The sequence below is a fragment of the Orrella sp. JC864 genome (genome assembly GCF_037026685.1).
Lineage (GTDB): Bacteria > Pseudomonadota > Gammaproteobacteria > Burkholderiales > Burkholderiaceae_B > Orrella.
In genome coordinates, this window is sequence record NZ_JBANET010000021.1 from 34,861 (window position 1) to 54,176 (window position 19,316).

At 66.9% G+C, this 19,316-nt stretch carries 22 protein-coding genes; 13 read left to right on the top strand and 9 right to left on the bottom strand.

The window, feature by feature from the left end:
* Positions 1-70 precede the first annotated feature (70 nt).
* A complete protein-coding gene (locus tag V8Z80_RS17025; protein WP_336062861.1) occupies positions 71-730 on the top strand; it encodes a DsbA family oxidoreductase in 660 nt (219 codons plus the stop codon).
* Positions 731-779: 49 nt separating this feature from the next.
* On the opposite strand, the gene V8Z80_RS17030 is transcribed toward V8Z80_RS17025, so the two are convergent.
* Positions 780-1,400 carry a LysE family translocator gene (locus V8Z80_RS17030; protein ID WP_155197057.1) on the bottom strand — a complete coding sequence of 207 codons (621 nt, stop codon included), beginning with the start codon at positions 1,398-1,400 and terminating at the stop codon, positions 780-782.
* Between the two features lie 21 nt (positions 1,401-1,421).
* Positions 1,422-1,736, bottom strand: coding sequence for a DMT family transporter (locus V8Z80_RS17035; protein ID WP_155197058.1), 315 nt, complete (start codon positions 1,734-1,736; stop codon positions 1,422-1,424).
* Between the two features lie 306 nt (positions 1,737-2,042).
* On the opposite strand from V8Z80_RS17035, the gene V8Z80_RS17040 reads away from it, so the two are divergent.
* The gene (locus V8Z80_RS17040; RefSeq protein WP_336062862.1) at positions 2,043-2,987 is read left to right on the top strand and encodes an ABC transporter substrate-binding protein; all 945 of its coding nucleotides are present in this window, start codon (positions 2,043-2,045) and stop codon (positions 2,985-2,987) included.
* Between the two features lie 42 nt (positions 2,988-3,029).
* On the opposite strand, the gene V8Z80_RS17045 is transcribed toward V8Z80_RS17040, so the two are convergent.
* The 6 genes from V8Z80_RS17045 to V8Z80_RS17070 form a co-directional block, all read right to left on the bottom strand.
* Entirely contained in the window at positions 3,030-4,292 is a 1,263-nt protein-coding gene (locus tag V8Z80_RS17045; RefSeq protein ID WP_336062863.1) for a TRAP transporter large permease, read from the bottom strand.
* Positions 4,289-4,831: a TRAP transporter small permease gene (locus tag V8Z80_RS17050; RefSeq protein ID WP_336062865.1), complete on the bottom strand. Its 543-nt coding sequence runs from the start codon at positions 4,829-4,831 to the stop codon at positions 4,289-4,291. Before V8Z80_RS17050 ends, V8Z80_RS17045 begins: the two co-directional genes overlap by 4 nt.
* A 32-nt stretch (positions 4,832-4,863) precedes the next feature.
* A complete protein-coding gene (locus V8Z80_RS17055; RefSeq protein ID WP_336062866.1) occupies positions 4,864-5,871 on the bottom strand; it encodes a TRAP transporter substrate-binding protein in 1,008 nt (335 codons plus the stop codon).
* A 105-nt stretch (positions 5,872-5,976) separates the two neighbouring features.
* The gene (locus V8Z80_RS17060) at positions 5,977-6,966 is read right to left on the bottom strand and encodes a transketolase family protein (RefSeq protein ID WP_336062867.1); all 990 of its coding nucleotides are present in this window, start codon (positions 6,964-6,966) and stop codon (positions 5,977-5,979) included.
* The gene (locus V8Z80_RS17065; RefSeq protein ID WP_336062868.1) at positions 6,963-7,862 is read right to left on the bottom strand and encodes a transketolase; all 900 of its coding nucleotides are present in this window, start codon (positions 7,860-7,862) and stop codon (positions 6,963-6,965) included. The genes V8Z80_RS17060 and V8Z80_RS17065 overlap by 4 nt, the downstream gene beginning before the upstream one ends.
* Before the next feature lie 11 nt (positions 7,863-7,873).
* Complete coding sequence (locus V8Z80_RS17070) at positions 7,874-8,629, bottom strand: SDR family NAD(P)-dependent oxidoreductase (RefSeq protein WP_336062869.1); 756 nt, start codon at positions 8,627-8,629, stop codon at positions 7,874-7,876.
* 136 nt (positions 8,630-8,765) lie between these two features.
* Here V8Z80_RS17070 and V8Z80_RS17075 point away from each other — a divergent pair, with 136 nt between their 5' ends.
* From V8Z80_RS17075 to V8Z80_RS17125, 11 genes are all read left to right on the top strand, one after another.
* Positions 8,766-9,680: a LysR substrate-binding domain-containing protein gene (locus V8Z80_RS17075; RefSeq protein WP_336062870.1), complete on the top strand. Its 915-nt coding sequence runs from the start codon at positions 8,766-8,768 to the stop codon at positions 9,678-9,680.
* 229 nt (positions 9,681-9,909) lie between these two features.
* Complete coding sequence (locus V8Z80_RS17080) at positions 9,910-10,725, top strand: hypothetical protein (RefSeq protein WP_336062871.1); 816 nt, start codon at positions 9,910-9,912, stop codon at positions 10,723-10,725.
* Positions 10,726-10,728: 3 nt separating this feature from the next.
* Entirely contained in the window at positions 10,729-11,772 is a 1,044-nt protein-coding gene (locus V8Z80_RS17085; RefSeq protein WP_336062872.1) for a tetratricopeptide repeat protein, read from the top strand.
* Between the two features lie 31 nt (positions 11,773-11,803).
* Positions 11,804-12,262, top strand: coding sequence for a lysozyme inhibitor LprI family protein (locus V8Z80_RS17090; protein WP_155197061.1), 459 nt, complete (start codon positions 11,804-11,806; stop codon positions 12,260-12,262).
* Positions 12,263-12,391: 129 nt separating this feature from the next.
* Positions 12,392-13,711 carry a histidinol dehydrogenase gene (gene hisD / locus V8Z80_RS17095; RefSeq protein ID WP_336062873.1) on the top strand — a complete coding sequence of 440 codons (1,320 nt, stop codon included), beginning with the start codon at positions 12,392-12,394 and terminating at the stop codon, positions 13,709-13,711.
* Positions 13,708-14,475 carry an SDR family NAD(P)-dependent oxidoreductase gene (locus V8Z80_RS17100; protein WP_336062874.1) on the top strand — a complete coding sequence of 256 codons (768 nt, stop codon included), beginning with the start codon at positions 13,708-13,710 and terminating at the stop codon, positions 14,473-14,475. The genes hisD and V8Z80_RS17100 overlap by 4 nt, the downstream gene beginning before the upstream one ends.
* A complete protein-coding gene (locus V8Z80_RS17105) occupies positions 14,460-15,485 on the top strand; it encodes a LacI family DNA-binding transcriptional regulator (protein WP_442951993.1) in 1,026 nt (341 codons plus the stop codon). The genes V8Z80_RS17100 and V8Z80_RS17105 overlap by 16 nt, the downstream gene beginning before the upstream one ends.
* Before the next feature lie 82 nt (positions 15,486-15,567).
* A complete protein-coding gene (locus V8Z80_RS17110) occupies positions 15,568-16,554 on the top strand; it encodes a Bug family tripartite tricarboxylate transporter substrate binding protein (RefSeq protein WP_336062876.1) in 987 nt (328 codons plus the stop codon).
* A gap of 31 nt (positions 16,555-16,585) precedes the next feature.
* Complete coding sequence (locus tag V8Z80_RS17115) at positions 16,586-17,371, top strand: HpcH/HpaI aldolase family protein (protein ID WP_155197066.1); 786 nt, start codon at positions 16,586-16,588, stop codon at positions 17,369-17,371.
* A gap of 111 nt (positions 17,372-17,482) precedes the next feature.
* Positions 17,483-17,932 (top strand): YaiI/YqxD family protein, encoded by a 450-nt coding sequence (locus V8Z80_RS17120; RefSeq protein WP_336062877.1) that lies wholly within the window; start codon positions 17,483-17,485, stop codon positions 17,930-17,932.
* A 31-nt stretch (positions 17,933-17,963) separates the two neighbouring features.
* On the top strand, positions 17,964-18,614 hold the full coding sequence (locus tag V8Z80_RS17125) for a LysE family translocator (protein ID WP_155197068.1): 651 nt from the start codon (positions 17,964-17,966) through the stop codon (positions 18,612-18,614).
* Positions 18,615-18,773: 159 nt separating this feature from the next.
* Here V8Z80_RS17125 and V8Z80_RS17130 read toward each other — a convergent pair whose 3' ends face one another.
* Positions 18,774-18,968, bottom strand: a complete 195-nt coding sequence (locus V8Z80_RS17130; protein ID WP_336062878.1) for a hypothetical protein — start codon at positions 18,966-18,968, stop codon at positions 18,774-18,776.
* Positions 18,969-19,316: the final 348 nt, after the last annotated feature.

Here is a 19,316-nt window from a genome sequence, read left to right on the forward strand (position 1 = left end):
TGGTCCGGTTTGGGTCTTGCTGCCTTTATCGGCGATGATGGAGGCTTGTTCCCGTGCCGGAGGTGGCGCCATGACAGCAAGAATCAAGATCGACTTTGTCTCCGACGTGGCCTGCCCGTGGTGCGCGGTAGGCCTGGGCGGCCTGCTGGCCGCCATGGAGCGGGTCAAGGACGTGGCCGAGGTCGAGCTGCGCATGCAGCCCTTCGAGCTCGATCCCGACATGCCTGCCGGCGGCCAGAACACCGTCGAGCGCCTGATGCAGAAATACGGCTACGAGCGCGAGCAGGTCAACGCCAACCGCCAGCGCATCGCCCAGCGCGCCGCCGAAGTCGGCATGCCCATGCGCATGAGCGAGGACGACCGTTCGTACAACACCTTCGATGCGCACCGGCTGCTGCATTGGGCCGGGCTGCAGGGGCCGGCGCAGCAGCTGGCGCTTAAAAAGCGCCTGCTGCGCACCTATCACCATGACAACCAGGACACCGCCGATGCCCAGGTGCTGCTGCAGGCCGTCTCGGACGCCGGGCTGGACGTGGAGCAGGCCCGCGAGGTGCTGCAAAGCGGGCGCCATGCCGAACAAGTGCGCGCCGAGCAGGCCAGGTGGCTGGAGCAGGGCATCTCTTCGGTCCCGTCCATCATCATCAACGGCGAGTACCTGGTGACCGGCGGCCAGCCGATAGAGGTGTTCGAGCAATCGCTGCGGCAGGTGGCGGCGCAGGCGGGCGGGTAGGCGAAAGGCGTTCCTTGCCGCGGCCGCTCAAGACGCACAAACGCATGGCCTAAGGCCCGCGCGAGGTCAGGATCTTGATGCCCGCCGCGGCGAAGGCCGCCGCGAAGGCGGCCTCGAAGCCGCGCCGCAGGCGCAGGTAGCAGCGGATCATGCGGCCGCTGGAGAACAGCAGCGCATAGCCGTGAAAGAGCAGGGTGTTCTGCAGGGCGATGGCCGCGATCACCCAAAGCAGGTCGCTGGCCGGCGCGTCGGCCGGCACGCCCAGCGAATACAGCGACCCGAAGAACAGGACGGCCTTGGGATTGGTCAAGTGCAGGGCCAGCCCCCGCCGGAAGGCGCGCCGGCCCGAGGGCGGCGCCGGCACCGCCTGTTCGCCGCGCGTCATGGCCCGCCGTGCCGACTTCCAGGCCAGGAAGATCAGGTAGCCGGCGCCCAGGTAGCGCGCCAGCTCGAACAGCCAGGCATGGGCCAGCATGACCGCGCTCAGCCCGAAGGCGGCCAGCGCCGACCAGCACAGCGAACCGGTGGTCACGCCCGCGGCCATCGCCAGCCCGGCCCGCCGGCCATGCGCCATGGACGTGCCCGCGATGCCCAGCGTGGCCGGACCGGGGCTGCCGGCGGCAAGCAAGGCGGCGGCCAGGATGAGGGTCAGGTTGATCTCGGAGGACATGGTCTTTGCTCGGCGCTCGGGTCAGGAAGAGAGCTTCATCATCACCAGGCCGGAGACGATCGTTACGGCCGCGACGATGCGCATGGGATTGGCGGGCTCACCCAGCACGAACACGCCCACCAGGAAGGCGCCCACCGCCCCGATGCCCGTCCAGATGGTGTAGGCCGTGCCCAGCGGCAGCGACCGCATGGACACGGACAGCAGTGCAAAGCTGGCCACCATCGTGGCAATGGTGACGATCGAGGGAACCAGCCTTGTGAAGCCATGCGATTGCTTCATGAAGAACGCCCACACGATTTCCAGCACGCCCGCAAAGACCAGCCATATCCAAGCCATGTCGGCTCTCCTTTGATCAAAAAGAGCCGGGCCGTCCCGGACATGCTTCCCGCAAAGGGGGGAGGTCGTGGCCTCCTGCTGGCCGCCAGGCAGGGCCAGCGGCCATAACTCTATCATGCGGCGGTCCTGCTTCCGGAGCGGGCAGCAGGGCCGCCGCGCCCGATGATTCCGGCGATGCCCACGGCGGCCCGGGCCTTGCGTAACACATTGCAGTATCTGCGTGATCCGCCAGGGCAGGGATGCGAACAAGCCCGTCCCCGAGCATGATAGGTTAGTGGTTCTCATTATCCCTATCCTGGAAGAAACATGATGCGCACCCGCCTTCGCGCCCTGGCTCTTGGCGTTTCTCTTCTCGCGGGCACCGTTGCCAACGCGTTCGAACTCGTGCACGACGAGGGCACCTTGAAGCTGCCGGCCGTGCCCGAAACCATCGTCAGCTTCGACCTGGGGGTGCTGGACTCCCTGAACGCGCTGGATATTCCGGTGGCGGGCGTGCCCAAGTCCAGCTACGAAGGTCCGCTGGAGCGGTTCAACAGCGCGCCCGTCGTGGGCACGCTGTTCGAGCCGGATTTCGACACGCTCAAGCAGATCAAGCCCGACCTGATCGTTGCCGGCAGCCGTTCGCGCCCGGCGATCCCGGCGCTGTCGGCCATCGCGCCCACGGTAACGCTGGGCGCCGATACCAACGATTTCGTGGCCACGTTCAAGGCGGACAACCTGGCTTTGGCCCGGGCCTTCGGCAAGCAGGCGCAGGCCGAGGCGGCGCTGGCTCGCATCCAGGAGAATCTCGACGCCTTGCACCAGGCCAACCAGGGCAAGACCGGCGCGTTCCTGTTCGTGGTCAAGGGCAACGTCATGGCGCACGCGCCGGGCGACCGCTTCGGCTACGCCTATGAGCTGGCCGGCCTGAAGCCGGTGCTGCCGGCGCGCGATCCGGCCGCCGCGACGGCCGAGCGCCCCGCCCCCGATTCGCCGCAAGCCAAGGCCCTGGCGGCCAGGCGCGCCGCGGAAATCGCCGCCATCGCCCAGGCCGAGCCCGACTGGCTCATCGTGCTGGACCGCGGCGCCATCAACGGCGCCGAAAAGACCGCCGCCAAGACGCTGGCGGCCCATCCGGATCTGTCCCGGACCCGCGCCTTTCGCGAAGGGCGCGTCTACTATGCCGAGCCCAATCCCTGGTACGTGGTGGGGACCGGGCTGGCGAACCTGGAAGCGATTTCGGACAATATGCTGAAGGCGATGGGGCAGTAGCCGCAAGGCGCCCGGCCCGTTGCCGTCCGGGTTGCGGCTTTGCTAGAACCGCAGCGTCAATGCGGGCACGTAGCTGAACAGCGCTAGCACCGTCAAAGCACCCAGGTAGTACGGCCAGAGTTCCTTCATTACCTTGAGCACCGGCACCTTGGCGATGGCGCTGGAGATGAACAGCGTGGTGCCTACCGGCGGCGTGAACAGGCCGATGCTCAGGTTAAGCACCATCATGATCCCCAGTTGCATGGGATCCAGGCCGATCTGCTTGGCCAGCGGCACGAAGATGGGGCCCAGCAGCAAGATGGCGGCTGGCAGGTCGATGAACATGCCCACCACGAGCATGATGAGGTTCAGCACCAGGATGATGGCCCAAGGTTCGCGCAACGTTTCCAGGCACCATGCCGCGAAGGCCTGCGGCACCTGCGCGAAGGTCACCAGCCAGGCCACCACGGTCGAGCCCATGATGACCAGCATGACCACGCCGGTGGACACGCCTGCCGCCACCACGGCCTTGACCAGGGCCGCCAGCGTCAGGTCCCGGTAGACCAGCCACCCCATGGCCAGGGCATACAGCGTTGCCAGCACCGAGACTTCGGTGGGCGTGGCAAAGCCAAAGCGCAGCAGCACCAGAATCAGTACGGGCAGCAGCAGGGCTGGCGACGCCTTGGCCAGCAGCGGCCAGAATCGCTGCCAGTCGAAAGGCGCCCGGTGATAGGGAAAGTGGCGGAACCGCGCAGAGAGGTTGCACACCAGGATGAACACCGCGGTGATCATCAGGCCGGGCAGCACGCCCGCCAGAAACAGCCCGCCGATCGATACGCCCGAGACCAGGGAATACAGGATCATCGGGATCGAGGGGGGAATCAGCACGGCGATCATCGATGTCGCGGCGTTGTTGGCCGCGACGAAACCAGCCGGATAGCCTTCTCGCTTTTGCCAGGGAATCAGGACCGCGCCCAGGGACGTGGCGTCGGCCACGGCAGAGCCTGAAACGCCGCCCATGGTGGCCGAGCCCAGCACCGAAACCGAGGCCAGCCCCCCGCGGTAGCGTTGCACCAGGACGGTGGCGAAATCCACCAGGTGCCGTCCGAGGGTGCCGCTCATCATCAGGGAACCGGCCAGGATGAAAAAGGGCAGCGCCAGCATCGGGAACGACTGCGAAGGCCCGAACAGCTGCTGGATGATGAGGTTGTATGGAAGGAACTCGCTGGTGCTGATGGCCGCGCCCGAGGCGATGACCAGCACGTGTCCTACGGGCACGGCCAGCAATAGCAAGGCCAGGAAGGTGATGATCAGCATGGGCATCATGAGCCGGACTCCTCGCGGTCGGGCTGGGGCAATGCCGTCGAACCCTGCAAGAGCACCCGCACCGCGATGAACAGGCTGCACGCAGCCGTGCCCAGGGCCGCATAGGCGAGCGCGCCGTAGGCCCAGGCGGCGGACAGCTTGAGCATGGGGCTGGTCTCGATGGATACGACCTCCATCATGTTCATCACCGCGCCGAACAGCCACAGGTAAGTCGCCACGACAAGCAGGTTGATGCAAACCGCCCAGGCCGTGCGCAGGCGCTCGGACAGCACGGCGGTCAGCACGTCCACGGCGATATGGGCGCCGCGCTGCACGCCCAGGACGATGCCCGCCGCGATCATCCAGGGAAATAGGAAGGCAGACAGCTCGCCAACCCAGGACAGCCCGCCCGCTTGGTTGAAATAGCGTACGAAGACGTTGACGGACAGGCAGGCCAGCAGAACCAGCGTGGTGGAGAGGACCACGAATGCGGAAAAACCGGCAATGAGCCGGTCCATCCGCATAGTGGCCCCCGCAAGCGATTGCTTGAAGGGCGTCATTGCAGTTCCTGTTTATCGATTCGACCGGCAGCTCAGGCGCTCGCGGCGTCCACGAGGCGCGACACGAACTGGCCGACTCCCTTCCGGTTGCGCCAGGCCTGGACGACCGGCGCGGTGGCTTCGCGGAAAGGCGCCGGATCGACCTCGTTGACATGCAGGCTCGTGTCGGCCCGGTACTTGGCCAGCAGCTGCGTGTCGGCCTCGCGCATCAGCTGGCGCTGCAGGGCGCCGGCTTCCTGGGCGGCCTGCCCGATGGCCTGCAGCTCGGGCGCGCCTACCTTGGCGCGCGCGATGCGCGACATCAGGAATGGATTGCTTTGCCATACGTGGCCAGTCAGGCTGATGTAGCGGTTGACTTCGTAGAGCTTGGAGCTCTCGATGTTGGCCAGCGGATTCTCCTGGCCGTCGACCACGCCTTGTTGCAGGGCGATGTACAGCTCGCCGAAGGCGATCTGCTCCGTGCTGGCGCCAAGCGCCTTGAAGATGTCCATCAGCATGACATCGGAAGGGACACGCAATTTCAGGCCCTTCAGGTCCGCCGGCGTCTGCACGGCCCGCTTGCTGTTGGTGACATGGCGGATGCCGTTGTCCCACCAGCTCAGCAGCGTCATGCCGGCCGGCTCCATCCGCTGGGCCAGTTCCTGGCCCACGTCGCCCTCGAGCACTTGCGTGGCCTGGTCGGCGGTCTGGAACAGAAAGGGCAGCCCCAGGGCGTTGATCTCCGGCACCAGATTGCCCACGGGTCCCTGGCTGTTTATCGAAAAATCCAGCGCGCCGGTGCGCAGGCTGGTCAGCATGGCGGCATCGCTGCCCAACTGCTCGGCGCCGGCGATATTCACGCGCACTGCGCCCTGGGTCTTGGCGGCCACCAGTTCGGCGAATTTCTCGGCCGCCACGGCGCGAGGATTGCCCGGCGCGGCGCCGTGGCCCAGCGTCAATGTCACCGCCGCGTGCGCGGGACGCACCAGGGCGGGAAAGAAGGGGGCGGCGGCCGCCATGCCGGCGGCGGCAAGGAAGTGGCGTCTGCTAGTGTTGGACATGCTGTCTCCTGTCTCTTGTTTGGCTTTGGGAATGTACCCGCGCGCGGCGCGCGCGGTCCTGGCGCGTCCCTTGGGACCGGGGCGGACCGTGCCGCCCCGGCCGGGTCAGAGCCACGACTTGATCGACGCGGCGATGGCCGAGGCCGAAATGCCATAGCGCTCATGCAACGTGGGCAAGGCGCCTGCGTCCAGGAAGGCGTCGGGCAAGGCGATCTGGCGAAAGCGCGCGGGCGCCACGCCTTCGCGCAGCAACAGGCCCGCGACGGCCTCGCCCAGGCCGCCGGTCACCGAGTGGTTTTCCGCCACGACCACCAGCCGGCCGCCGCGCCTGGCCTCGCGCAGGATGGTCTGCTCGTCCAGGGGCTTGATGGTGGGCGAGTGCAGCACGGCCACGTCGGCGGCGCCGCCGGCCAGCGCTTGCGCGGCTTCGAGCGCACGCATGGTAAGGATGCCGCTGGAGATCACCAGGACATCCTTGCCGTCGCGCAGCAGCTTGGCGCGGCCCAGTTCGAACCGGTAGTCGTACGCGTCCAGCACCAGCGGCACCTTGCCGCGCAGCAGGCGCATGTACACCGGTCCGCGATGGGCGGCGATGGCCGGCACCGCCTGCTCGATGTCCAGCGCATCGCATGGGTCCACGATCGTCAGGCCCGGCACGCCGCGCAGGATGGATATGTCCTCGGTAGCCTGGTGGCTGGGACCATAGCCGGTGGTCAGCCCAGGCAGCGCGCAGGCGATCTTGACGTCCAGGTTTTCCTCGGCGATGACCTGGTGGATGAAGTCGTAGGCCCGCCGGGCCGCGAACACCGCATAGGTCGTTACGAACGGCACGTAGCCTTCCTTGGCCATGCCGCCGGCCGCGCCCATCAGCAACTGCTCGGCCATGCCCATCTGGAAGAAGCGCTCGGGATACTCCCGCGCGAACAGGTGCAGGTCCGTGTACTTGGCCAGGTCGGCGGTCATGCCCACGATGTCGGGCCGCTGTGCCGCCAGTTCGACCAGGGCATTGCCGAACGGCGCGCTGCGGGTGGGTTGCCCTTCGGCGGCGATGGAGGCGATCATGGCCGAGGTGGTCAGCCGGACGGCGGTGCTCATGCGCGTTCTCCTGCATGCAGGCGATCCAGGATCTCGATGGCCTGGCGCCATTCGGGCTCTTCGACCCGGATGAAGTGGTTTTTCTCGCGTTCTTCGAGAAAGGGCACGCCCCGTCCCATCAGCGTATCGAACAGGATCACGCGAGGCTGCGGGCCTTCGTGCGCGCGGGCCCGGTCGAAGGCGCCCAGCACCGCTTCCAGGTCGTTACCCGGCGCGCGCTGCACGTGCCATCCAAAGGCGGCCCATTTGTCGGCCAGCGGCTCGAAACCCAGCACCGCGCTGGAACGGTCGTCGGCCTGCTGGTTGTTGATGTCCACCAGGCAGATCAGTTTGTCGAGCTTGTAGTGCGCGGCCGACAGCGCCGCTTCCCATACCGCGCCCTCGTCCAGTTCGCCGTCGGACATGGAGTTGTAGACGAAGGCGGGGTTGCGCTTGAGCCGCAGGCCCAGCGCCATGCCCACCGCGATGGTCAGGCCCTGGCCCAGCGAGCCGCCGGAGATCTCCATGCCGGGGGTATAGGCGGCCATGCCCGACATGGGCAGGCGGCTGTCGTCGCTGCCGTAGGTTTCCAACTCGGCTTCGGGAATGACGCCGGCTTCGATCAGGGCGGCATACAGGGCGATGGCATAGTGCCCGTGCGAGAGCAGGAAGCGGTCGCGGCCTTCCCAGTCGGGATCGTCGGGACGCAGGTTCAGGGCGTGGCCATAGGCCACCGCCAGGATCTCCGCCATGCCCAGCGCCTGGCCGATATAGCCTTGACCCTGGACTTCGCCCATGCGCAGCGCATAGCGGCGGATGCGGTAGGCCGCCTCCCGCAGCCGGGCGATCCGTTCGCCGCGGCTTGCGTCCGGGGGCGCCCGGCGCGCCGTGCCTTGGGAGGATAAGGTGTCGGTCATGGTCTCGCTCCTTAGCCGTGGATGAGCATGCCGCCATTGACGTCGATCACCCCGCCCGTGACATAGGCCGACAGGTCCGACGCCAGGAACAGGTAGGCGCTGGCCACGTCGCGCGCCTGGCCCAGGCGCCCGAGCGGGATCCCCTTGAGAATGTCGGCGCGCATGTCCTCGGTCAGCTTGCCGCCGGTGATGTCGGTCTCGATCAGGCCGGGCGTCACGCAGTTCACGCGCACGTTGTCGGGGCCGAGTTCGCGTGCCATGGCCTTGGCCAGTCCCAGCACGCCGGCCTTGGCGGCGGAATAATGGGGGCCGCCAAAGATGCCGCCGCCCCGTTGCGCCGACACCGAGGACATGCAGGCGATCGAACCGGCGCGCTGCTTGCGGAACTGCGGAATGAAGGCCTGGCTGAGCAGCAGCACGCCGCGCAGGTTCACGTCCATGATGCGGTCCCAGCTGGCCTGGTCGATCTCCATGGTCTTGACCGGCTGCGTGATGCCGGCGTTGTTTACCAGCGCGTCGATGCGCCCATATCGTTCCAGAACGGCCTGCGCGGCGTCCCGGCACGCGGCGGCGTCCGTGACGTCGCACGCCAGGCCAAGGTGGCCTTGTCCTGGCAGCGCGGCGGCGGCCGCGGCGCTGGCTGTCTTGTCCAGGTCCAGAATCACGACTTGCGCGCCTTGCTGGGCAAAGAGGCTGGCGGTGGCGTAGCCAATGCCGCGTGCGCCGGCGGCGCCGGATATCACGGCAATCTTGCTGTCGAGCAGCATGCTGTCTCCTGTGCTCTTGTGTGGGAGGATGCGTCACGCAGGGTGCGCACGAGATGAATCCTATCCACCTGTTTGCGGCTCAACAAACGGTAATATTGCATCTGTAGATGAATCTGATTCATCATAGGGAGAACAAATGAACGCCTCCCGGCAAGGCGCTGCGGACGCATTGCGCACGTTGCCGCTGTCCATGCTGCGCACTTTCGAGGCGGCCGCGCGTACCGGCTCGTTTCGTGCGGCCGCGCACGAACTTTGCCTGTCGCCCAGCGCCATCAGCCATGCCATCCGGGGGCTGGAGGATGCCTTGGGCACCAAGCTGTTCTTGCGCACGGGCCGCGCCATCGCGCTGACGCCCAACGGCGAGACGCTCTTTGGCCACGTCGCGCGCGGGCTGGACGAGCTGCGCATCGGCATGGAACTGGTGGCCAGCCACGGGCCGGCCATGCTACGCCTGCATTCGGCGCCCAGCTTCGCGGCGCAGTGGCTGCTGCCGCGGCTGCCGCAGTTCCTGTCGGCGCATCCGCAGATCGACTTGCGGCTGGCTGCCAACACCGACTATGCGCGCTTCGAATACAACGAGTTCGACCTGGACGTGGTCTATGGGCAGCCGCGCAGCGAAGGCCAGGTGGTCGTACCCCTGGGGCAGGAGTTGCTCACGCCTCTATGTTCCCCGGCGCTGGCCCAGCGCATCCGCGCGCCGGCCGATCTGCTGCACATGCCGCTGATCCAGAGCGACATCAAGAAAATCCGCTGGCCGGCTTGGTTCGAGCTGAACGGCCTGCCCACGCCGGCGCTGCATGGTGCACGGCTGGACCGCAGCTTCATGGTGATCGCCGCGGCGGCCGACGGTTTGGGGGTGGCGCTGGAATCGACCCTGCTGGCCGAGAAGGAAATCCGCAGCGGCCGGCTGGTGCGGCCGCTGGCAGGCATGGAGAAAGAGATTCGCTACACGGGGCATTTCCTGACCTACTCCAAGAGCACGCGGCGCAAGCATGCCATCGAGGTGTTCAAGCGGTGGATGCTGGAGGAGTTGGGAAGGTCGCTGCAGTAGGACGCGCCGGGGTTGTTTAAGACAAGGATGGAAACTATGATGGGTCCGGTCGTAAGCAGATACTTCCATCTCCTGTTGCTGTTTCGCTTGGCGCCGTAAGGTGCCACAGCTGCAACCGAAGCGTCGCGCAACAGGCTCGCAATCATAAGGATGTGCGATGCCTAAGCTTCGTCTGCCTGCCTTCTTGCTTTCAGCGCTTGCACGGGCTGCGTGCCTGCCTGCGGTCGGCTTGATCGCGAGTTTTAGCTGGCATGCTGCGGCGCAGGCCAGCGCCTGCTCCGTCTCGCTCGAAGGCATATCGGGCGCCACTGCGGCCGAGTACGGCATGCGCAGGACCGCCGGAGGCTATGCCTTCGACGTTGCCGCGCTGGCGCAACGCAGCGGCGGGGCCGGGGTGTTGCTGGCGCAAACCAATGAACAGCTTGCCGCCAACATGAAATGGTTCCAGGCGATGGAATCCATCGTCGCCGACCCCGACACCCCCATGCTGGCCAACATTCAACTGCTCTACGAGCAAGGCCGCGAAGCCCACGAGGTCCAATTGGCCCTGGCGCGTTCGCTGCAATGCCAGCTGGGCATCGCCAGCGGCCCGCAGCGGCGCCCGCAAACCGTCGCCAGCCTGCAGGCTTCCCATGACGCCCGCGTGGCGCAAGCCCGCGCGGCCCAGGTATCACAGGCGCGCAGCGAATCGGCCTCGCAAGGCTTCTGGAACGCGCTGGGCACCGTCGCCAACGTCCTGGGCGCGGTTGGATCGTCGATGGCGGGCATGCAGCAGAATGCTCCGGCGCAACGGCAATCCGGCTACCAGCAGGAGCAACGCACCTTGCAGCAGATGCAGCAACAGCAGGCCGCACGGCAAGCGCAGCAGGCGCGCGACGATGCGGCACGCCAGGCAGAGCTGCAACGACTGCGCATACAGCAGATGACGCTCGATGCCCGCGAAGGTACAGGTACCGGAGCGGGCTCAACGTCCCGGGATAACTGCGGCTGGACGTCGCGCCCGGGGGGCGGCGGGTACTGCGAAGTGGTAGACCCGGGACGCTGAGCCGTGAAAAGCGCCACCCTCCCAGTGCTGGCCACGCTGATGCTGGCCGGCTGCGCCGGCCAAGGCGGGTTGGGCGTAACGAGTCTTTCCCTCGACAGCTTGCTTGGCGGCATGCGAACCGCTGCTCCGCAGCCGGTGGCCGAGATCCAAGCCACTGCGTGCGACCGCGAGGCCGCCGCCGAGGATGACAGCCAGCGAGCCCAAGGCGTGGTCCCTGTCAAATGGGACGACCTGAAGGCATCCGCCGCCATCGCGGCCTGCGAACAGGCCTTGTTGGATCATCCAGGCCATCCCCGCCTGCTGTACCAGTTGGGGCGCGGCTACCAGAAAGCCTATCGTTATGCGGACGCCGCGGCTGCGAACCGGCAGGCCGCGGCAGCCGGGTATACCTACGCTGTCTACACGATGGGCTGGTTCCATGAGCAGGGCTACGGCGTGCCGCGCGATCTCGGCATGGCGGAGTCCTGGTATAGAAAGGCCGCCGCCATGGGGCATGGCGCCGCCTGGAAAAATATCGGACAGCTGTACCTGGTGCACGATGAAAACCGCAACCTGGACAAGGCGGCCGATGCCTTCGCGCACCCGGCAAAAGCGGGAGACCCCGTGGCGATGGGGGTTCTGGCTTATGTCTTGAGAGAGCGCGATGGCCGGGGCGACAAGGAGCGGGCGTTGGACTGGAGTGTCAAGGCTGCGCAGGCAGGCAACACGACGGGCATGCTCCTGGCGGGCCATTACTACAACGACCGGAAGGACCGCCAATCCGCGCTGCGCTGGTATCAGCAGGCAGCCGACAAGGGGCAGCCGACGGCAATGTATATGGTTGGCCAATATTGGCACTATGGCCTGGGTGTCCCCAAAGACACCAGGCGCGCCTTGCAGTACTACGAACGTGCCGCCAATGAAGGCTTCGCGACGGCAGCCGTGCAGGCGGCAATGATCCACGCCAAGGGAGACGGTGTGCCGAAAGACGAAAGAAAAGCCATGCACTGGCTGCAAGCCGGCGCACCCAGCAAGCCCGCGGCAATCCAGGAGGGCCGTGCCCCTTGACGCTGCATTCCTGCCCTTGCCTGACGCAGCCATGAAGGCCGGCACCAAAGCGATGGACATTGCCGCGCATGGGGTGGCGGCCGTCTGCGTGGCCTGCGGCATGGCGCTGGCCGGTCAGGCCGCCGCCCAGGATGATGTGGCACAAGACGTTCGCCAATGCCGCGAAGACCCGCGTTACCGGGAAATCGCCGGCGCGATGATCGGCGATTGCCTGCTGGAGATCAGCAGCCAGGTCGATGCACAGATCGAGCGCATTCTTGCTCGCTCGGCGCAGGCCTATTGCCATGCGGAAGACCGCGCGCTGCTCGCTCAATCACAGCAAGACTGGCTTGCCTACCGGCAAGGCTGGTGCAAACTGGTTGAAAATTCGCCGGGCAATACGCAGGCCTACGTGAATTCCGCAGCCTGCATGCTGAAAACGGGCCGGGATCGCTTGGCGGGTCTAGTCTATATCGTGGACTACGGCCAGCCCCGTTGTCCTGTGCTTTGAGTCTGGACAGGGTGGGACGCTAGGGTGTCAGGCCAAGTGTGCGGGTTTTTCCCTATTTGCATACGTATGCAAAGCATCAAAAGTGCCGGTCACTTTGCCGACTAACCACTTTTGCAGGGCCAGCCAACCATGATCCGCTATTTGAAGCGCGGCCGAACCGCCGCCGTAAAGACCGACGATGACGCCAAGGTGCGCGCCACCGTCGAAGGCATCATCCGCGACATCGAAACCCGTGGCGACGAAGCCGTGCGCGAGTACAGCCGCACCTTCGACAACTGGGACCCGGCCGACTTTCGTCTGTCGCGCGCCGAGATCGAGGCCGCGCGCAAGCAGCTCTCGCCGCGCGAGATCGAGGACATCGCCTTCGCGCAGAAGCAGGTGCGCAACTTCGCGCAGATCCAGCGCGACTGCATGAAGGATGTCGAGGTCGAAACCTATCCCGGCGTGGTGCTGGGGCACAAGCACATCCCCGTGAACGCGGTGGGCTGCTACATCCCCGGCGGCAAGTACCCCTTGCTGGCGTCCGCCCACATGAGCGTGCTGACTGCCAAGGTGGCCGGCGTGCCGCGCGTCGTGTCCACGGCGCCGCCCTACCAGGGCAAGCCTCATCCGGCCATCGTCACGGCCATGGACATGGCCGGCGCCGACGAGATTCTGGTGCTGGGCGGCGTGCAGGGCGTGGTGGCCATGGCGGTGGGCACGCCCAGCGTGGCGCCCGTGGACATGCTGGTCGGCCCGGGCAACATGTTCGTGGCCGAGGCCAAGCGGCAGTTGTACGGCCGCGTAGGCATCGACCTGTTCGCCGGCCCCACGGAAACGCTGGTGATCGCCGACGACAGCGTGGATGGCGAGCTGTGCGCCGTCGACCTGCTCGGCCAGGCCGAGCACGGCCCGACTTCGCCCGCGGTGCTGCTGACCAATAGCGAGCAACTGGCCAAGGACACGCTGGCCGAAGTCGAGCGTCAACTGGCCATCCTGCCGACGGCCGGCATCGCGGCCAAGAGCTGGGCCGACTGCGGCGAGGTGATCGTGTGCGACACCGATGAGGAAATGCTGCAGGTGGCCGACGAGCTGGCGTTCGAGCATGTGCAGGTGATGACCCGCGACCCGGACTACTTCCTGGACAACATGACCAACTACGGCGCGCTGTTCCTGGGGCCGCGCACCAACGTCAGCTTCGGCGACAAGGTGATCGGCACCAACCACACGCTGCCGACCAACCGCAATGCCCGCTACACCGGCGGCCTGTGGGTGGGCAAGTTCCTGAAGACCTGCACCTACCAGCGCGTGCTGACCGACGCGGCCAGCGCCACGATGGGTGAGTATTGCTCGCGCCTGTGCCACATGGAGAACTTTGCCGGCCATGGCGAGCAGGCCAATATCCGCGTGCGCCGTTACGGCGACCGGCCCGATCTGCCGTGGTACCAGCCCGTCGAGGCCAAGGCATGATGGCGTTGCCGGTCGGACCGAGTTTTCGCGTGGAGGGCCGCCGTGCCCTGGTGACGGGCGGCAGCGGCGGCATCGGGCTGGCAGCGGCCGCGGCCCTGGGCCGCGCGGGGGCGCACGTCACCGTGGCCGCCCGCCGCCCGGCCGAACTTGAGCAGGTCTGCGAAGCCCTGCGTGCCGAGGGGATCGGCTGCGCGGCGCTGGTGCTGGACGTGACGGATTCCGGCGCGGTCGAGCGCGCGGTGGCCAGCGCCGAGCCCTTCGACATCCTGGTGAACAACGCCGGGATGAACCGCCCCAAGCCGCTGGTCGAGCAGTGCGACGAGGACATCGACGCGGTGCTGGACCTGAACGTGAAGGCCGCCTTCTACACCAGCCGCGCCGTGGCGCGCCGGTTGCTGGACGCGGGCCGGCCCGGCTCGATCATCAACGTGTCCTCGCAGATGGGCCATGTGGGCAGCCCCCGCCGGACCTTGTACTGCGCGAGCAAGCATGCGCTGGAAGGCATGACGCGGGCCCTGGCCTGGGAGCTGGGCGCCGGCGGCATCCGCGTGAATACCGTGTGCCCGACCTTCATCGAGACGCCCATGACCGCCGGCATGCTGGCGCAGCCGGGCTTTCGGGATTGGGTGTGCGCGCGCACCGCACTGGGGCGCGTCGGCCGGCTCGAGGAGGTGATGGGCGCCATCGTCTTCCTGGCCAGCGATGCCTCCAGCCTGATGACTGGCAGCGCGCTGATGCTGGATGCGGGATGGACGGCCGCGTGAAGACCTCGCCGCGCGCCCAGGACGTGGCGGACCTCGCGCAGGTCTCGCAATCGGCCGTCAGCCGCACGTTCACGCCTGGCGCCAGCGTATCGGAGCAGACGCGCCGCAAGGTCCTGGCCGCCGCGCAGAAGCTGGGCTATCGCCCCAATGCGCTGGCGCGCAGCCTGATCACGCGGCGCAGCCGCATCGTGGCGCTGGTGATGAGCTACCTGGAAAACCAGTTCTACCCGCTGGTCATCGAGAAGCTCTCGCAGAAGCTCCAGAAAGAGGGCTACCACGTGCTGATGTTCATCGCCGAGGTCGACGAGGCGGCTGACGGCGTGCTGGCCGAGATCCTGCAGTACCAGGTCGACGGCATCGTCATGGCCTCGGCCATGCTCTCGCCGAACATCGCGCGTGGTTGCGCCGAGGTGGGCGTGCCGGTGGTGCAGTTCAACCGCGTCTCCATCCTGGGCGGGCTGGCGCGCTACGCCAGCAGTTCGGTGACCTCGGACAATCATGCCGGCGGGCAATTGGTGGCGCGGCTGCTGGTCGAGCGCGGCTATCGCCGGTTCGGCTTTCTGGCCGGGCTGGAAGATTCTTCCACCAGCATCGAGCGCGAACGCGGCTATCGCGACGCATTGCGCCGGCTGGGGCACGACGTGCATTGCCGCGAAGTGGGGCACTACGACTTCGACCGCGCGCAATCGGCGGTGCGCCGCCTTTTTGCCGGCGAGCCGCCGGATGCGCTGTTCGCCGGCAACGACCACATGGCCATCGCGGCGCTGGATGTGCTGCGCCAGGAGCTGGGCTTGCGCGTTCCCGAGGACGTGGCGGTCGTCGGGTTCGACGATGTGCCCCAGGCCGCCTGGGGCGCCTATCGGCTGACGACGGTGCGCCAGCAGGTCGAGCCGATGGTCGAGGCCACGGTAAGCCTGCTGCGCGAGCAGATGCACGCCGAATTGCGTCCGCGCGATATCGTCGTGCCTTGCGAACTCATCGAACGGGCCACCGTCAGGGCGGCGCCGTGAACGCTTTTTTCCTTTCACGATTTCCACAACCATGAACCGGGTGCGGACCCGGTCTATGACTTCATCTACAGGAGACAACCGCATGCGCAGCACCTTTGTACGTACCCTGATCGCCACCGTGGCGCTCGGCTTTGTGGCCGCCCCGGCCCACGCCCAGGACGGCGCGGGCGCCTGGCCGACCAAGACCATCCGCTATATCGTGCCGTTCTCGCCCGGCGGCGTGTCCGACGGCGTGGCGCGGCTGATGGCCGAGCAACTGAGCGCACGGCTGGGGCAGTCGGTGGTGGTCGAGAACAAGCCGGGCGTGTCGGGCATCATCGGCACGCAACATACCGCCCGCGCCGAGCCCGACGGCTACACCATCATGGGCGGAACCATCACGACCCACGCGGTCAATCCCTTCTTCATCAAGTCGCTGGGCTACGACCCGGTCAAGGACTTTACGCCAGTGGCCTTGGTCGGCATGGTCAGCAACGCGCTGGTGGTCCGGGCCGACAGCCCCTTCGACACGGTGCAGCAGGTGATCGACGCGGCGCGCGCGCAGCCCGACGCGCTGACCTACGGCACGGCCGGCGCAGGCACTTCGCAGCACCTGTCGGGCCAGCTGTTCCAGTCCATCTCGGATACCCGCCTGCGCCAGATCGTCTACAAGGGCGGTTCGCAGGCGATGGTGGACCTGATTGGCGGGCAGATCGACATGGTGTTCGAGACCGTGGCCGCGGCCCGGCCGATGATCGATTCCAAGCGCGTGAAGGTGCTTGGCGTGACGGCGGCCTCGGTGCTGCCCGACCTGCCGCAAGCCAAGCCGCTGGCCGAGCTGGGCCTGCCGGGATTCGAAATGCAGTCGTGGCAGGGCATCTTCGCGCCCGCGGGAACGCCCGCGCCGGTGGTGGATCGCCTGGCGCGCGAGATCGCGGCCGCGGTCCAGGATCCCGAAGTCCGTGCCAAGCTGCTGACGCTGGGCGTGGCGCCCGACGGCCGGGGCTCGGAGGAATTCACGCAGTTCCAGCGCAGCGAGATCGACAAATGGGGCAAGGTGATCCAGGATGCCGGCATCCAGGCCGATTGATCCTGCCCTGCCTGGCTATATGGAGACATACATGAGCGATACCCGTTTTCCCCTGGATGGCCGGCTGCCCGGCATGCTGCGTAGCGGCAAGCCGCTGCGGGCCGTGTTCAACGGCCTGCCCAGCCCCGCCATCGTCGAGATGTGCGCGTTTGCCGGCTTCGATTTCATCATCCTGGACAACGAGCATGGCAGCGCCGACCTGGGCGCGACCGAGCACATGCTGCGCGCGGCTCGCGCCGCGGGCATCGTGCCGGTGGTGCGCTGCTTCGAGCACGACCTGCCGCGCATCCTGGACATGGGCGCGAGCGCCGTGCAGGTGCCCATGGTGCAAAGCGCGCAGCAGGCGCGGCGGCTGGTGGACATGGTCCGCTATCCGCCGCTGGGGCGGCGGGGCAGCGCGTTCAGCACGCGGGCGGCGGGCTATGGGGCGTTCGGCGGCGCGGCGCACACCCAGCGCAGCAACGAGGGCATCGCCTTCATTCCCATGGTGGAGACGCCGGAGGCGATCGCCGCGGCCGCGGAAATCGCCGCCGTGGACGGCGTGGATGCGGTGTTCATCGGCCCCAACGACCTGGCCCACGCCATGGGCCACGGCAGCGACTGGAACGCCGAGCCGGTGCAGCAGGCCATCGCGCAAGGCCTGAAGGCCATCGCGGCGGCCGGCAAGTGCCCGGGCATCATCGCGCTGACGCCGGCCGACGAGCAGAAATACGGCGCCCTGGGCGCGCGGTACTTCGCCAATGTGTCGACCAGCATCATCACGAGGGCGCTGGCCCAGGCGGCGTCGGCGGGCAGGGAGGCGTCGTTGCGCTATTGAAGCGGGGCACGCTGTCCGGGCCACGAGGCGGCAGGGCCAGGACGTGGTAAAAGCTCATCACCCCGGCGCGTGTGCGCCGCGGGCAACAGCCGATTCCTTCAGGCCTAACGCATGCACATCTGGGTTGACGCCGACGCCTGCCCCGCGGTGATCAAGGACATCCTGTATCGCGCGGCGCAGCGCTGGCAGCGGCCGCTGACGCTGGTGGCCAACCAGATGCTGCGCACGCCGCCGTCGCCGCTGATCCGCGCCGTCCAGGTGCCGCGCGGCTTCGACGTGGCCGACGACTACATCGTCGAGCACGCGAACGCGGGCGACCTGGTCATCACCGGCGACATTCCCCTGGCGGCCCAGGTGCTGGAGAAGCAGGCGCTGGTGCTCAGCCCGCGCGGCGAGCGCTATACCGACGACACCATACGAGAGCGCCTGTCGATGCGCGATATGATGGAAGAGCTGCGCAGCGCCGGCGTGGATACGGGCGGCCCCTCGGCGCTCAGCCAGGCGGATCGGCGCGCCTTCGCCAATGCGCTGGACCGGCTGATGGCCGCCCGTCGCCCCTGATTCAGCTTCGTTCCTGTTGCCGGAGCCGTCCATGGAATTCGTGATTCCCAATCCCGCAAACCTGGCGCTGTTCGTCAGCGCCGCGCTGGTGTTGCTTGTGATTCCCGGCCCGTCGGTGCTGTACATCGTTGCGCAGTCGATCGAGCAGGGCCGCCGAGCCGGGCTGGTGTCGGACCTGGGCATCCATACCGCGACGCTGGTGCACGTGGGGGCCGCCGCGCTGGGCTTGTCGGCCCTGCTGGCGTCCTCGGCGCTGGCGTTCGGCATCGTCAAGTACGCCGGCGCAGCCTATCTCGTGTGGCTGGGCCTGAAAAAGCTCTGCACGCCGCCAACGCCGGCCGCCATCGACGCCGCACCGCGGCGGCGGCGCTACGCGCGCCTGTATCGGGACGGCTTCATCGTGAATCTGCTCAACCCCAAGACCGCCTTGTTTTTCCTGGCGTTCCTGCCGCAGTTCGTCGACGTCGGGCGTGGTCACGTGGCCATGCAGATCGTTTTCCTGGGCTTGCTGTTCACCGCGCTCGGGCTGGTCAGCGACGCCTGTTATGCGCTGGCGGCCAGCGCGGCGGGGCGATGGCTGCGGCAAAGCCGCGGCTATCTGGCCGCCGAGCGTTATCTGGGCGGGGCGTTGCTGATCGGCCTGGGGATCACGGCGGCGTTCACGGGTAGCAGCAAGAAATAGATCACGTTATGTCGCTGGCGTGGTGTTGATGCGATGGGCCGCTGGGGGGCGGTCAGGTCTGCGTTCAGGTTGCCGTGATGTGTGCGAGCTTGTTGGGGTTGTGTTGCGCTGGCACCTGCGGGATGCGCTGGTCGTTGGTTTCGTAGGATTGCACGGACTTCAGGCGGCCGTCGATGAAAAACGCGGCAAGGCCGGTTGGCCGTTGACCTTGGCTACCTTCACGCGCGGCGCCTCGCTAAAGCGGCGCTTGCAGGTATAGAAGAGCTGCGGCAGGCGCTTGCCGCCGACCAGCGGGGCAACGCTAAGGGCCTTGGTTGCTACGCTGACATCATGGATCGAGCCAATCGTGCGCATGTGGCGGTTCTCCAAATCCCGGAGGGTGTCATTCCTATTGTTGCGTGAAAGCCGCATGAAGCTTGGGCTTTTCGGTTTTTCGTATGAACGCATACCCCCAAAACTACCCCTCAAAGACTTGGCTTCTCTTGGACGGATTTGGACGCAAAGAGCAGACGTGCTGATACCGGACGGGATGAGATAACGCGCTCTATGCTGAACCCAAAAAGATGTCTCATGAGAGTGCCGAGGGGACTGCGTTCTGCAAGCAGCCCGTAACCTGCCCTGGGAGCTTTCCCCAGTCACAAACGTATCGTTGACTCTCACTTTCGAGCCGTTGGGATCGTTCTGCACGTTGTAGCAGAATGA

Excerpts from the sequence above, each read along its gene's own strand:
- V8Z80_RS17025 (WP_336062861.1), top strand. The coding sequence starts at position 71 with ATGACAGCAAGAATCAAGATCGACTTTGTCTCCGACGTGGCCTGCCCG.
- V8Z80_RS17030 (WP_155197057.1), bottom strand. The coding sequence starts at position 1,400 with ATGTCCTCCGAGATCAACCTGACCCTCATCCTGGCCGCCGCCTTGCTT.
- V8Z80_RS17035 (WP_155197058.1), bottom strand. The coding sequence starts at position 1,736 with ATGGCTTGGATATGGCTGGTCTTTGCGGGCGTGCTGGAAATCGTGTGG.
- V8Z80_RS17040 (WP_336062862.1), top strand. The coding sequence starts at position 2,043 with ATGATGCGCACCCGCCTTCGCGCCCTGGCTCTTGGCGTTTCTCTTCTC.
- V8Z80_RS17045 (WP_336062863.1), bottom strand. The coding sequence starts at position 4,292 with ATGATGCCCATGCTGATCATCACCTTCCTGGCCTTGCTATTGCTGGCC.
- V8Z80_RS17050 (WP_336062865.1), bottom strand. The coding sequence starts at position 4,831 with ATGACGCCCTTCAAGCAATCGCTTGCGGGGGCCACTATGCGGATGGAC.
- V8Z80_RS17055 (WP_336062866.1), bottom strand. The coding sequence starts at position 5,871 with ATGTCCAACACTAGCAGACGCCACTTCCTTGCCGCCGCCGGCATGGCG.
- V8Z80_RS17060 (WP_336062867.1), bottom strand. The coding sequence starts at position 6,966 with ATGAGCACCGCCGTCCGGCTGACCACCTCGGCCATGATCGCCTCCATC.
- V8Z80_RS17065 (WP_336062868.1), bottom strand. The coding sequence starts at position 7,862 with ATGACCGACACCTTATCCTCCCAAGGCACGGCGCGCCGGGCGCCCCCG.
- V8Z80_RS17070 (WP_336062869.1), bottom strand. The coding sequence starts at position 8,629 with ATGCTGCTCGACAGCAAGATTGCCGTGATATCCGGCGCCGCCGGCGCA.
- V8Z80_RS17075 (WP_336062870.1), top strand. The coding sequence starts at position 8,766 with ATGAACGCCTCCCGGCAAGGCGCTGCGGACGCATTGCGCACGTTGCCG.
- V8Z80_RS17090 (WP_155197061.1), top strand. The coding sequence starts at position 11,804 with ATGAAGGCCGGCACCAAAGCGATGGACATTGCCGCGCATGGGGTGGCG.
- hisD (WP_336062873.1), top strand. The coding sequence starts at position 12,392 with ATGATCCGCTATTTGAAGCGCGGCCGAACCGCCGCCGTAAAGACCGAC.
- V8Z80_RS17100 (WP_336062874.1), top strand. The coding sequence starts at position 13,708 with ATGATGGCGTTGCCGGTCGGACCGAGTTTTCGCGTGGAGGGCCGCCGT.
- V8Z80_RS17105 (WP_442951993.1), top strand. The coding sequence starts at position 14,460 with ATGGACGGCCGCGTGAAGACCTCGCCGCGCGCCCAGGACGTGGCGGAC.
- V8Z80_RS17110 (WP_336062876.1), top strand. The coding sequence starts at position 15,568 with ATGCGCAGCACCTTTGTACGTACCCTGATCGCCACCGTGGCGCTCGGC.
- V8Z80_RS17115 (WP_155197066.1), top strand. The coding sequence starts at position 16,586 with ATGAGCGATACCCGTTTTCCCCTGGATGGCCGGCTGCCCGGCATGCTG.
- V8Z80_RS17120 (WP_336062877.1), top strand. The coding sequence starts at position 17,483 with ATGCACATCTGGGTTGACGCCGACGCCTGCCCCGCGGTGATCAAGGAC.
- V8Z80_RS17125 (WP_155197068.1), top strand. The coding sequence starts at position 17,964 with ATGGAATTCGTGATTCCCAATCCCGCAAACCTGGCGCTGTTCGTCAGC.
- V8Z80_RS17130 (WP_336062878.1), bottom strand. The coding sequence starts at position 18,968 with ATGCGCACGATTGGCTCGATCCATGATGTCAGCGTAGCAACCAAGGCC.